This window comes from Rhodanobacter sp. FW021-MT20 (genome assembly GCF_041107475.1).
In the GTDB taxonomy this organism is placed as follows: domain Bacteria; phylum Pseudomonadota; class Gammaproteobacteria; order Xanthomonadales; family Rhodanobacteraceae; genus Rhodanobacter_A; species Rhodanobacter_A glycinis.
Genome location: NZ_JBGBPX010000012.1, coordinates 63771 through 76866 on the forward strand (window position 1 = coordinate 63771; position 13096 = coordinate 76866).

A 13096-nucleotide genomic window follows, 5' to 3' on the forward strand; every position below is an offset into this window, starting at 1 on the left:
GGCAGCCGCACCGCGGTCGTGAGCACGCAGGCGCTGCCCCGGCTCGCCGTCACCGCGGGCGAGCCCGCGGGTGTCGGCCCCGAACTGCTGATCCGATTGGCCGCCACCTCGCTGGCGGCCAATCTCGTTGCGGTGACCGATCGGAACCTGCTCGAACGCGCCGCCTCGCGTTGCGGCGCGGCCATCGAGCTGCGCGACGACGACGGCAGCGATATCGCAGTGCGCCCACCCGGCACATTGCGTGTCCATCACGTGCCATTGGGTGTTCCCGAAGTCCCGGGCCAGCCCGACCCGCGCAACGCCCGGCACGTGCTCGCCACCCTCGCCGAGGCCGCCGACGGCTGCATGCAGGGACGCTACGCCGCCGTAGTCACCGCGCCGCTGCAGAAGGCCTCGATCAACGAGGCCGGCATCCGCTTCAGCGGCCACACCGAATTCTTCGCCGAACGCGCCCACGCCGACGTAGTGATGATGCTGGCCAGTCCCGAACTGCGCGTGGCGCTGGCCACCACCCACCTGCCGCTGGCCGCGGTGCCGGCCGCGATCACCCGCGCCACACTGGAACGCGTGCTGCGCATCGTGCACGGCGAACTGCGCACGAAATTCGGGCTGGCCGAACCGCGCATCGCCGTGCTCGGCCTCAATCCGCATGCCGGCGAAGGCGGTCATCTCGGTCGCGAGGAACTGGACACCGTCATCCCGCTGCTGGACACGCTGCGTGCCGAAGGCATGCAGTTGCTCGGCCCGCTGCCTGCCGACACCGCCTTCGTTCCCGCCCAGCGAACACGCTACGACGCGGTACTGGCGATGTACCACGATCAGGCCTTGCCGGTACTCAAGAGCGAGGCCTTCGACCGCACCGTCAACCTCACCCTCGGCCTGCCCTTCATCCGCACCTCGGTCGATCACGGCACCGCGCTGGATCTGGCCGGCAGTGGTACGGCCGATCCAGCCAGCCTGATTGCCGCCGCCAAGCTCGCCTTGGAACTCGTGGCGCGCTGCGCCACTCGTCCATCCTCTCCCCGCCGGGGAGAGGAGCGAGGTGAGGGGCCACTCTTGCGAAAACCCTCATGACCCCCCCCGCCCGCCCCAAGAAAAGCTTCGGCCAACACTTCCTGCACGAACGGCGTTACATCGAACGCATCGTCAGCTCGATCTCGCCACGCGCCGACGACTTCGTGGTCGAGATCGGCCCGGGTGAAGGCGCGCTCACCCTGCCCCTGCTGGCTGCCGCCGGCAAACTCACCGCGATCGAGCTGGACACCGACCTGATCCCGGGGCTGCAGGAGCGCGCCGCAGCCGTTGGCGAACTGGCCATCATCCATGCCGACGTGCTGAAGGTGGACTTCACCGCGCTGGCGCACCGCCACGGTGTGCCGCGCCTGCGCATCGCCGGCAACCTGCCCTACTACATCTCCAGCCCGATCCTGTTCCATTGCGTCGAGCATGCGGCCGCGATCCAGGACATGCACTTCATGCTGCAGAAGGAAGTGGTCGATCGCATGGCCGCCGAACCGGGCAGCAAGGTCTACGGCCGCCTGTCGGTGATGCTGCAACTGGCCTGCCGGGTCGAACCGCTGTTCAACGTGCCACCCGGTGCGTTCCGGCCACCGCCGAAGGTGGATTCGGCGGTGGTGCGGCTGATCCCGCTCACGCCCGTGCAGCGCCATGATGCGGACCCGGAACGGCTGTACGCCGTGGTCAGGGCCGCCTTTGCACAGCGACGCAAGACGCTGGGCAACGCCTTGCGCCAGCTGCTGGATGCCGACGCCATCCGCCGCGCCGACGTCGACCCCAAGGCGCGTGCCGAAACCCTGTCGCCAGCCGACTTCGTTCGACTGGCCAAGGTGGACACCTCCATCTGAACGCCATGCGCGCCGGCGGCTTCCATTCGCTGCCCATGCACATCGGCAACCCGTACAATCCAGCCATGACCGAGAAATCTTCCTACACGATCGACGTGCAGGTCGTAAGCCGCTTCGTGCCCGACCAGTCGCGCCCCGGCGACAACCGCTACGTGTTCGCCTACACCATCACCCTGCGCAACGCCGGCAACGTGCCCGCGCAGTTGCTCACGCGGCATTGGCTGATCACCGACGCCAACGGCAAGGTGGAAGAAGTGCGTGGCGACGGCGTGGTCGGCGAACAGCCGTGGATGCGTCCCGGCGACGATTTCGAATACACCTCCGGCGCGGTGCTGGAAACCCCGGTCGGCATCATGGGCGGCAGCTACCAGATGCTGGCCGACGACGGCACCCGCTTCGAGGCACCGATTCCGGAATTCACCTTGTCCATCCCGCGCACGCTGCACTGACGGAAGCGGACTGACATGGCCACCTACGCGATCGGAGACGTCCAGGGCTGCTACCCGGAACTGCAGCGCCTGCTGGAAAAGCTGCGCTTCGACCCCGCAGCCGATCGCCTGTGGTTCTGCGGCGACCTGATCAATCGTGGCGGCCGCTCGCTGGATACTTTGCGACTGATCCACGAGCTGCGCGAATCCAGCGTGGTGACTCTGGGCAACCACGACCTCAGCCTGCTCGCCATCGCCGAACGCAAGCCCGACGCACAAGCCCGGGTGAACCCGGAGCTGCGCGAAGTGCTGTTCGCCGAGGACGCGCCAGTGTTGTTCGACTGGCTGCGCAGCCAGAAGCTGCTGCACCACGACGAGACGCTGGGCTGGACGATGATCCACGCCGGCCTCGCGCCCATCTGGACGCTCAAGCAGGCGCAACGCTGCGCGCTGGAAGTGGAGCGCGAGCTGTCCAGCCCGCGCCGGGGCCGTCTGCTGAAAAACCTGTTCGGCAACCGCCCCGCCGCGTGGAACAACCGCCTGCAGGGCATCGAGCGCCTGCGCGCCACCATCAACACGCTCACCCGCATGCGCTACTGCGACGTCAACGGCCGCATCGACTTCGAGGGCAAGGGCACACCGGGCACGCAAAAGCCCGGCATGTATCCGTGGTTCGAGGTGCCCGGCATGCGTCGACGCGACACCCGCATCGTCTGCGGCCACTGGTCGGCACTGGGCCGCTTCGCCGGTCTGGGCGTGCATGCGATCGACACCGGTTGCGTCTGGGGCGGCAAGCTGACGGCACTGCGCCTGGACGGCGAGGAACCGCAATACATCACCGTCGACGCCGAGCCCCACCGCAAGCGTCCGCCGGGTGGCGGTGACTGAGCGGGCTTTTCCGGCACGCCCCGATCGCGGCGTGGCAACGGCGGCGGCGGCGGCGGCGGCGTAGGAGCGCACCCTGTGCGCGAATGCTCTGGCGCTTGACCGGAGCGAAAAGCATTCGCGCACAGGGTGCGCTCCTACACGGCTTCGGCGAAGCTGCGGGTAGGTGCGCTCGCTACGGAAGAACCTCGGCCAGGCTCTTATGACATTTCTTCCGGCGTTGAGGCGTGCCGCCACCGCCATGCTAGGTTGATCGCTCCCCACCCGAGGAGCCTCCCACGATGGAACACCAAGGCACGGTCGCGCAGCAGTTTGGCGCGCAGGCACAGGCTTACCTGACCAGCACGGTCCATGCGCAAGGCAAGGACCTGCAGCAGCTCGGCGACATGGCCGAACGGTTTGCCGCCGGCGCGACCGTCCTCGATCTCGGCTGCGGTGCCGGTCACGCCAGCTTCGCCATGGCGCCGCATGTCACCGAACTGGTGGCCTACGACCTCTCCACAGACATGCTCGACGTGGTCGCCGCGGCGGCCGCCACGCGAGGGCTGGGCTCGATTCGCACCCGCCAGGGGCCAGCCGAACGGTTGCCGTTCGCCGATGCCAGCTTCGCGTTGGTCGCCAGCCGCTACAGCGCCCACCACTGGACCGATCCGGCGGCTGCCCTGCGCGAAGTTGCACGCGTGCTCAAGCCGGGCGGCCAGCTTTGCATGATCGATGTCGTGGGTCCGCAAGGCGTGGGGGCGGCATTGCTCGACACCCACCTGCAATCACTGGAAGTGTTGCGCGACGTCTCGCACGTACGCGACTACAGCCGGGCCGAGTGGCGCGACATGCTGGCCACCGCCGGTTTCGAGCTCACCGACGAGCAGGATTGGCGACTGGACATCGACGTCAACAGCTGGCTGGCGCGCATGCGCACGCCGCCGGTACTGGAAGCCGCGGCGCGACATCTACTCGCGAATGCCCCGGATGAAGTGAAGCAGTACTACGCCGTCGATCCGGCCACGCTGGACTTCAAACTGGAGTCAGCGATGTTCACCGCACGCAAGAGCGGGGAGTGAAGATTGAGGAGCGAGAAGTGAGAGAAAGCGCCGCTTCGCTCTCACTCTTCATGATCGGAGCGAGTGGGCGGGAGTGAGGAAAAAAACTGCACGTTCGCGCTCTCTCCCACTCCTCACTTCTCTCCACTCACTCCTGCTTTATCTCTCTACTCACGCTTGACGTCAGGCCAACTGGCCGTGGCAGTGCTTGTACTTCTTGCCGGAGCCGCACGGGCACGGATCGTTGCGCCCCACCTTGGGGCCGCTGGCAACGGCCGGTGGCGCCATCGATGACGCAGCCTGCATCCCGGCATCGGCACCCAGCGCACCGACCGGTGCACCGCCGCCACTGGCTTGCATCTGGCGCTGCAGGCGTTCGGCCATGCGCTGCTGCTCGGCTTCCATCGCGGCGACTTCTTCCTCGCTGCGAATGCGGATGCGCGCCAGCATCTGGATCAGCTCATGCTTGATGCGGTCGAGCATCTGCGCGAACAGTTCGAACGACTCGCTCTTGAACGCCTGCTTCGGGTCCACCTGGGCGTAACCGCGCAGGTAGATGCCCTGGCGCAGGTAATCCATGCTCGCCAGGTGTTCCTTCCAGGCGTTGTCGACCACGCTCAGCATGATGTGCTTCTCGAGCTGGCGCATGCTTTCGGCGCCGATCTGCTCTTCCTTGGCGCGGAACAAGTCGTCCATCAGACCGCGCACGTGCTCGAGGATGCCGTCCGCATCGATCTCGGAGTGCTGCTCGATCCAGTGCTTCAGATCGGCGGTGATGCCGTACTCGCTCTCCAGTTCGCGGTCCAGCCCGGCAATGTCCCACTGGTCGTCAATGCTGTCGGCGGGCACATGGCCGCGCACCAGCTGGGTCACCACGTCCTCGCGGATATCCGCGACGGTGGCCGAGACGTCGTCCTCTTCCAGCAGTTCGTCGCGCTGGTTGTAGATGACCTTGCGCTGGTCGTTGGCAACGTCGTCGTATTCGAGCAGGTTCTTGCGGATGTCGAAGTTGTGCTGTTCGACCTTGCGCTGCGCCTTCTCGATCTGACGGCTGATCATCTTGTCTTCCAGCGCGTCGTCTTCCTTCATGCCGAAGCGCTTCATCCAGCGCACCAGCCCTTCGCCGCCGAAGATGCGCAGCAGGTTGTCCTGCAGCGACAGGTAGAAGCGCGAGGAGCCCGGATCGCCCTGGCGACCGGAACGTCCGCGCAACTGATTGTCGATACGCCGCGACTCGTGCCGCTCGGTGCCCACGATATGCAGGCCGCCGGCAGCCAGCACCTGTTCGTGCAGCTTCTTCCATTCGGCCTTGACGCGGGCGCGGTCGACGTCGCTGGCATCTTCCGGCAGCGCCGCCAACGCCGCTTCCAGGCTGCCGCCGAGCACGATGTCGGTACCGCGACCGGCCATGTTGGTGGCGATGGTGACCGCGCCGGGCGCGCCGGCCTGGGCCACGATCTGCGCCTCGCGCTCATGCTGCTTGGCGTTCAGCACCTCGTGCGGCACCTTTGCCTTGGTCAGCAGCTCGGCCAGCAATTCGGAGACGTCGATCGAGGCGGTACCCACCAGCACCGGCTGGCCGCGCTTGTGGCAATCCTGGATGTCGGCGATCACCGCCTTGTACTTCTGCTCCTGGCCGAGGAACACCATGTCCGGGTTGTCCTTGCGGATCATCGGCTTGTGGGTGGGAATCACCACCACTTCCAGGCCGTAGATGCTCTGGAACTCGAACGCCTCGGTGTCGGCCGTGCCGGTCATGCCGGACAGCTTCTTGTACATGCGGAACAGGTTCTGGAACGTCACCGTGGCCAGGGTCTGGTTCTCGCGCTGGATCGATACGCCTTCCTTCGCCTCGACCGCCTGGTGCAGGCCATCGGACCAGCGTCGACCCGCCAGCGTGCGGCCGGTGAATTCGTCGACGATGATGACCTCGCCGTCGCGCACGATGTAGTCCACGTCGCGCTGGTAGATCGCGTTGGCACGCAGCGCGGCATTCAGGTGGTGGACGATGGCAAGGTTCTTCGAGTCGTACAGGCCGCTGTCGACGTCGATCACCTTCGCTTCGCGCAACAGCTCATCAGCATGCTGCATGCCCTCTTCGGACAGATGCACCTGCTTCTGCTTTTCGTCGACCCAGTAGTCGCCGGCGCCGTCCTCTTCCTGCTGACGCACCAGGCGGGGCACCACCTTGTTCACCGCCAGGTAAAGCTGCGGCGAATCCTCGGCCGGCCCGGAGATGATCAGCGGCGTGCGCGCCTCGTCGATCAGGATCGAGTCCACCTCGTCGACGATGGCGTAGTGCAGGCCGCGCTGGTAGCGCTGGTCCTTGGAGAGCGCCATGTTGTCGCGCAGGTAATCGAAGCCGAATTCGTTGTTGGTGCCGTAGGTGATGTCGGCGGCGTAGGCAGCATGCTTGTCGGCGTGATCCATGCCCGGCCACACCACGTCCACGGTCAGGCCGAGGAAGTTGTACAGCTTGCCCATCTGCGCCGAGTCGCGGCGGGCCAGGTAGTCGTTCACGGTGACCACGTGCACGCCCTTGCCTTCCAGCGCATTCAGGTACACCGGCAGCGTACCGACCAGGGTCTTGCCCTCGCCGGTGCGCATCTCGGCGATCTTGCCCTGGTGCAGCACCATGCCGCCGATCATCTGCACGTCGTAGTGGCGCATGCCCAGCACGCGCTTGGCGCCCTCGCGCACCACCGCAAACGCTTCCGGCAGGACCTTGTTCAACGACTCGCCACCGGCGATGCGCTGCTTGAATTCCTCGGTCTTGCCGCGTAGCTCGTCGTCGCTGAGTTTCTCGAACTCGGGTTCGAGCGCATTGATGCGCGCGACAGTCTTGGAGAGCTGGCGCAGCACACGTTCGTTACGGCTACCAAAAACGCTCGTCAGGGCACGATTGAACATCGATCTTCCGGATCAGGAGACAGGAGTGACCCGCCGGGAAAATCCCGACTGGACAAAGGGGTGATGATACTAGGGTCGGTCGGCTATCCCAAACGAGGGATCCGTGACGACGCCCCCACACCATCGCCCGACCTGACTTGGAGTGGCGACGCGCCGGCGAAGTTTCAAGGTCGGGAGCGAGGATGGTCGAACCATTCGAGGCGAAAAGCCTGCCATGCACGGGCAGATTATCGACGGTTCGCCGCCCCATGGCAGTTCCACGGGGCAGGCAGCGGCGGAAACATGTGTTGCGCGGCAGGCTTCGCAGACCGGATGAGTGCTACCGCCCGCGTTCCAAGGCGGCATCTGCTCAGCGATGGCTGCGCACATAGGCCAGCGGATTGACCACGCGACCCTTGTACCAGACCTCGAAATGCACGTGCGGACCGGTCGAGCGCCCGGTGGAGCCGGCCCTGGAGATCGCCTGCCCTACCCGCACTCGCTCGCCCGGATGCACCAGCAGCTTGCTGTTGTGAGCGTAACGGGTCATGTAGCCATTGCCGTGGTCGATTTCCACCACGTTGCCGTAACCGCGACGCACCCCGGCAAAGGTCACCATGCCTTCGGCCACGGCGTGCACCGGCGTGCCGTAGGGCACCGCGATGTCCAGCCCGGAATGCAGCGAGACGCGGCCATTGAACGGGTCCGGCCGCATGCCGAAATAGGACGAAATGTAGCCGCCGGAGACCGGCATCCCGGTGGGTTTCAGATCGGAATCGATGCGCGCGTTGAGCAGCAGGCTCTGCAGCGCGGAAAGCTGCGCCTGCTGGGTATCGAACTGGGTGGCCAGCTGGTCGATGCTCGATCCCAGCGCCTGCGGCAGCATGTAGCCGCCTCCCGTCACGTCCTCGACACCGCCGACCGGCGGCGCCTGGTCGAAATTGAACTCGCCGTTGTCGAGCTTGCCGACCTGGGCCAGTCGCTCGCCCAGCGCATTGAGCCGGGTCGATTGCGCCTGCAGCTGGCCCAGTTTCACGGCCAGCGCATCAAGTTGACGCTGGGCGTCCTTGCGCATGTCGCCCAGTTGGCTGTCCTGCTGTTTCACCTGCTGGCGCAGGTGCTTGATCTGCGCCAGCGCCTGGCCACGCGGACTGGCCACGGCCAGCGCCACGCCAGCGCCCAGGCTGGCACAGCCCAGCACCGCTGCCGCCGCCATGCCCAACAGCCGCCAACGCAGCCGTCGATCGGCCAGATCCAGTGTTTTCGGCACCTTCCTGGCACGTGAGACGAGTATGATTTGCATATCTTTCCACATCGATTTGTCTGCCCCCATGCAGCGCAACGAACCCAATGCTTCCCGCCGCACCGGCGATGGGCTCAAGCCCATCGCCGAGTGTGGTCCGTTCGCTGCACTGGCCCGAAAAGCCGGTGAGCTGGATGCATTGGACCGCGCCCTGCGCCAGACGTTGCCGTCACCTTTGCGCGAACAGGTCAGATTCGCGCAAAGGCGTGACGACCGCCTTGTTTTCCTGGCGACCTCGCCGGCCTGGGCGTCGCGTCTGCGCCTGCAACAGACGCAAATCCTCGCCACGGCCCACGCCATTGGCGTGCATGCCGGCTCGATCGTCGTGAAAGTGGCCCCCCTTCCTCCGGCTGCCATTGAACCGGAACAATCAAAACCGCTTTCGGCCGCAGCCGGACTTCACTTGAAGGCCGCCGCGGCATCGATCCCAGACCCCGAACTGCGGGCACTGTTCCTGGAACTGGCGTCCGTCGCCGAAACCGCTTAGATCCTGGCCCGATACGCCGTCCTGACCGCGGAAGGTGCGTCGGGGTGACTGTTTCGAGGGCACCTGCCGTCGAAACCGACCCCGGGTTTATACCATGGACCTGTCGGAGCGCCCGCCCTGGCCGTGTTCACAGCGTGAACACCCATGCAGACCAAATGTGACGCCCATCACAAAACGAAAGAGCCGCACCCTGCGGCGCGGCTCTTTGTCATAACCCGGGCGGAAGATTCAGATCGCTTGGGCCGGATGGGCATAGGAGATCGGCGCGGTGGCCGGATCGTCCTGGTAGCTGACTTCTTCCCACGCCGTGGCATCGGCCATCAGCGTGCGCAGCAGCTTGTTGTTGAGCTCGTGGCCGGACTTGTGCGCGTTGTAGGCGCCGATCAGACTGTGGCCCAGCAGGTAGAGATCGCCGATCGCATCGAGGATCTTGTGCTTGACGAACTCGTCCTCGTAACGCAGGCCGTCCTCGTTGAGCACGCGGTAGTCGTCCAGCACCACGGCGTTGTCCATTGAGCCGCCCAGCGCCAGGTTGTGTTCGCGCAGCATCTCGATGTCACGCATGAAACCGAAGGTACGCGCGCGACTCACTTCCTTGACGAAGGAGGTGGTGGAGAAATCGATCTCGGCACGCGAGGTGCGCTTGGAGATGATCGGGTGGTTGAACTCGATCGAGAAGCCGACCTTGAAGCCCTCGAACGGCTCGAAGCTGGCCCACTTGTCGCCTTCCTGCACTTTCACCGGCTTCTTGATGCGGATGAAGCGCTTGGCCACCGGCTGTTCCTCGATGCCGGCGGACTGAAGCAGGAACACGAAGGGGCCCGCGCTGCCATCCATGATCGGCACTTCCGGCGCCGACAGGTCGACGTAGGCATTGTCGATGCCCAGACCCGCCATCGCCGAGAGCAGATGCTCGACCGTGGAGACGCGCACATCGCCGTTGCTCAACGTGGTGGACAAACGCGTATCGCCCACGTTGTCCGGACGCGCGTAGATGTCGACCGGCGGGTTGAGGTCCGTGCGTCGAAACACGATGCCCGTGTTCGGTGCGGCCGGACGCAGGGTCATGTAAACCTTGTCGCCGGTATGCAGACCGACGCCGGTGGCCCGGATGATGTTCTTGAGCGTACGCTGCTTGATCATTGTTGTTGGTACCTATTAGAGAGGCAGCAGCCAATCAGGGGACGGATGCTAACACAGTCTTAACCTGTGAGAAAGCAAACCGTACCGTACAGTCTGTTGAAGCCTTCATCTTCCTTTCATCGAATAACGCGATTCATTCGCATTTCGATTCGGGCAAGTACGTCAGTCCGACCAAGCACTTGCGAATCGACGCGAGGACTCCGGGCCAGGACGGGATGCCGGCCACGGAGTCCTCGGACGGATCGGAGACCACATCCCTGGCCCGATCCCCCTGTCTTGCGCCATCCCGGCGCACCGTCTACTCGCATTCACACAAATTTCGCGGGCTCGCCCGCAAAGCCATCCGCCGGCCAAGGTCGTACATGCCATGCCACCGGTACACGATGGCGTCGAATCCATCCCGGGCTCATCGCCCCGGAGTCATCGCACTGGGTTGTAGAGACCGACCACTCCGGCTTTCGTTCAATAAATGTGTTCTCCGTTCAGTCAGCCTGGCGACGCAGGAACGCTGGAATGTCCAGATAGTCGAAGCCCGGGTCGGCGCTCTTGGCCGGTGCCTCGGTCCGCGGACTGCTGGCCACCACTTCCGGCTGCGCGTAATCCACGACCTCGTTACCGGTACCCGTGCGCAACACCATCGGGCGCGGACGCGCACGCATGGTGACTTCCTGTGCCTGCGTGCTCACCGGACGCACCGGCTGACGGACTGCGGCCCGGTTGAGGCCCGTGGCCACCACGGTGACGCGCACATCGTCCTTCAGTTCCGGATCCAGCGAGGTGCCGATCACCACGGTGGCGTCTTCGCTGGCGAAGTCGTGGATGACCCGGCCGATCTCGTCGAACTCGCGCATGGTGAGGTTCGGACCGGCAGTGACGTTGACCAGGATGCCGCACGCGCCATTCAGGTTGACGTCTTCCAGCAGCGGGTTGTTGATCGCCGCCTCGGCCGCGGCCTGGGCACGGTCGTCACCGCGAGCGGTGCCGGAACCCATCATCGACAGGCCCATCTCGCTCATCACCGTGCGCACGTCGGCAAAGTCGACGTTGATCAGGCCCGGGGCCGTGATCAGGTCGGCGATGCCCTGCACCGCGCCTTGCAGCACGTCGTTGGCCGCCTTGAAGGCGTTCAGCAGGGTGACTTCGCGACCGAGCACGCTCAGCAGCTTCTCGTTCGGCACGGTGATCAGCGAATCGACGTGCTGGGACAGGTCCTCGATGCCCTTCAGTGCCACCTGCATGCGCCGGCGACCCTCGAACGGGAACGGCTTGGTGACCACGGCCACGGTGAGGATGCCCTTTTCCTTGGCCAGCTGGGCCACCACCGGCGCCGCGCCGGTACCGGTACCACCACCCATGCCGCAGGTGATGAACACCATGTCGGCGCCTTCCAGCATTTCCTCGATGCGCTCGCGATCTTCCAGCGCGGCCTGGCGGCCGACCTCCGGATTGGCGCCGGCACCGAGACCCTTGGTGACATTCGCACCCAGTTGCAGGTGCATGCGGTTGCCGCAGCCCTTCATGGCCTGCGCGTCGGTGTTGGCGACGATGAATTCGACGCCTTCGATATTGGCATTCAGCATGTGCGCCACGGCGTTGCCGCCGCCACCACCCACGCCGATGACCTTGATGTTTGCATTGGGTGCCATTGACTCGATCAGTTCAAACATTTCCCGTCCTCCGTAGAGCTTTCGTTGTCGTTTTATCCGCGGAACGACTCCTGTCGACCCGCAGTGGTGGGTGAACTCCCTTCACCCGTGGCGATGCGTCCTGCACCGCCAGATGCAACAACCGGTGGGGCGTTCGCCCCCTCGGTCAGAAATTCCGCGTGATCCAGTCGCGCCAGCGGCCGACCAGGCCGCCCATGCTGCCGACCATCGGCACGCTGGTACGCATGCCGCCGGAACGCGCGCCATGCAGCAGCAGGCCCACGCCGGTGGAATGCAGCGGACTGCTCACCACCTCGCCCAGCCCGCTCACGTGTTGCGGCACGCCCAGGCGCACCATCTTGTGGAAGATTTCCTCGGCCAGTTCCAGCGCGCCTTCCATGCGGGCGGCGCCGCCGGTAAGCACGATGCCGGCGGCGATCAGGCTGTCGTAACCGGAACGGCGCAGTTCGTCCTGCACCATCTCGAAGATTTCCTCGTAGCGCGCCTGCACGCTCTGCGCCAGCGACTGCCGCGCCAACCGACGTGGCGGTCGGTCGCCCACGCTGGGCACCTGGATGGTTTCCTCGGCATGCGCCAGTTGGGCCAGCGCGCAGGCGTACTTGATCTTGATCTCCTCGGCATGCGCGGTTGGCGTATGCACGCCATAGGCGATGTCGTTGGTGACCTGGTCGCCACCGACCGGCAGCGTCTTGGTGTGGCGGATCGATCCCTGCGTGTAGATCGCGATGTCGGTGGTGCCAGCGCCGATGTCGACCAGGCATACGCCCAGCTCGCGCTCGTCGTCGGTCAATACCGACTTGCTGCTGGCAATCGCCGAGGGCACCAGTTCGTCCACCGACAGGCCGCAGCGCTGGATGCACTTGCTGATGTTCTGCACTGCCGCTGCCGCGCCGGTGACCAGGTGCACGGTGGCTTCCAGTCGCACGCCGCTCATGCCCACCGGCGAACGGATGCCGTCCTGACCATCGATGCGGTATTCCTGCGATTCCTTGTAGAGCACCTTGCGGTCGGCCGGGATCGCCACTGCACTCGCCGCTTCCAGCACCTGCTCCAGATCGCCGGGGGTCACTTCGCGATCGCGGATGGCCGCGGTGCCGTGCGAGTTGCGGGTTTCCAGATGGCTGCCGGAGATCGAGGCGTAGACCGAGCGGATGTCGCAGCCGGCCATCAGCTCGGCTTCCTCCACCGCGCGCTGGATCGAGTGCACGGTCGATTCGATGTCCACCACCGAACCGCGCTTGAGGCCGCGCGAAATGTGCGTGCCGATGCCGATCACTTCGATCGGTTCGCCCGGCTCGTACTCGCCCACGATCGCCACCACCTTCGAGGTGCCGATGTCGAGGCCTACCACCAGTTGTTTGTCGTTGCGCGATTTCATAGGTCTTCAGG

General features: G+C 65.3%; 11 protein-coding genes. 6 read left to right on the forward strand and 5 right to left on the reverse strand.

Going from position 1 to position 13096, the window contains the following annotated elements; translation table 11 throughout:
• Positions 1-18: 18 nt before the first annotated feature.
• The 5 genes from pdxA (at position 19) to AB7849_RS13335 (ending at position 4239) form a co-directional block, all read left to right on the forward strand.
• Positions 19-1074, forward strand: coding sequence for a 4-hydroxythreonine-4-phosphate dehydrogenase PdxA (gene pdxA, locus AB7849_RS13315; RefSeq protein WP_369501148.1), 1056 nt, complete (start codon positions 19-21; stop codon positions 1072-1074).
• Complete coding sequence (gene rsmA / locus AB7849_RS13320) at positions 1071-1865, forward strand: 16S rRNA (adenine(1518)-N(6)/adenine(1519)-N(6))-dimethyltransferase RsmA (RefSeq protein ID WP_369501150.1); 795 nt, start codon at positions 1071-1073, stop codon at positions 1863-1865. The genes pdxA and rsmA overlap by 4 nt, the downstream gene beginning before the upstream one ends.
• Before the next feature lie 65 nt (positions 1866-1930).
• Positions 1931-2314, forward strand: a complete 384-nt coding sequence (gene apaG / locus AB7849_RS13325; protein WP_037098583.1) for a Co2+/Mg2+ efflux protein ApaG — start codon at positions 1931-1933, stop codon at positions 2312-2314.
• A 15-nt stretch (positions 2315-2329) separates the two neighbouring features.
• Entirely contained in the window at positions 2330-3181 is an 852-nt protein-coding gene (locus AB7849_RS13330) for a symmetrical bis(5'-nucleosyl)-tetraphosphatase (protein ID WP_008208825.1), read from the forward strand.
• Positions 3182-3459: 278 nt separating this feature from the next.
• Positions 3460-4239 (forward strand): class I SAM-dependent methyltransferase, encoded by a 780-nt coding sequence (locus AB7849_RS13335; protein WP_008212089.1) that lies wholly within the window; start codon positions 3460-3462, stop codon positions 4237-4239.
• A 162-nt stretch (positions 4240-4401) separates the two neighbouring features.
• Here the strand turns inward: AB7849_RS13335 and secA are convergent, their stop codons facing one another.
• Both secA and AB7849_RS13345 read right to left on the reverse strand, forming a co-directional pair.
• Positions 4402-7128, reverse strand: a complete 2727-nt coding sequence (gene secA / locus AB7849_RS13340) for a preprotein translocase subunit SecA (RefSeq protein WP_092704162.1) — start codon at positions 7126-7128, stop codon at positions 4402-4404.
• Between the two features lie 349 nt (positions 7129-7477).
• Positions 7478-8410, reverse strand: a complete 933-nt coding sequence (locus tag AB7849_RS13345; protein ID WP_008212087.1) for a peptidoglycan DD-metalloendopeptidase family protein — start codon at positions 8408-8410, stop codon at positions 7478-7480.
• A 28-nt stretch (positions 8411-8438) separates the two neighbouring features.
• Between AB7849_RS13345 and AB7849_RS13350 the strand changes: the two genes are divergently transcribed.
• Entirely contained in the window at positions 8439-8897 is a 459-nt protein-coding gene (locus AB7849_RS13350; protein ID WP_008212086.1) for a DUF721 domain-containing protein, read from the forward strand.
• Positions 8898-9125: 228 nt separating this feature from the next.
• Here the strand turns inward: AB7849_RS13350 and lpxC are convergent, their stop codons facing one another.
• From lpxC to ftsA, 3 genes are all read right to left on the reverse strand, one after another.
• Positions 9126-10040, reverse strand: coding sequence for a UDP-3-O-acyl-N-acetylglucosamine deacetylase (lpxC, locus tag AB7849_RS13355; protein ID WP_008212083.1), 915 nt, complete (start codon positions 10038-10040; stop codon positions 9126-9128).
• A 482-nt stretch (positions 10041-10522) separates the two neighbouring features.
• Positions 10523-11707 (reverse strand): cell division protein FtsZ, encoded by a 1185-nt coding sequence (ftsZ, locus tag AB7849_RS13360; protein ID WP_008212081.1) that lies wholly within the window; start codon positions 11705-11707, stop codon positions 10523-10525.
• Between the two features lie 145 nt (positions 11708-11852).
• A complete protein-coding gene (ftsA, locus tag AB7849_RS13365; protein ID WP_008212079.1) occupies positions 11853-13085 on the reverse strand; it encodes a cell division protein FtsA in 1233 nt (410 codons plus the stop codon).
• Between the last annotated feature and the right edge of the window lie 11 nt (positions 13086-13096).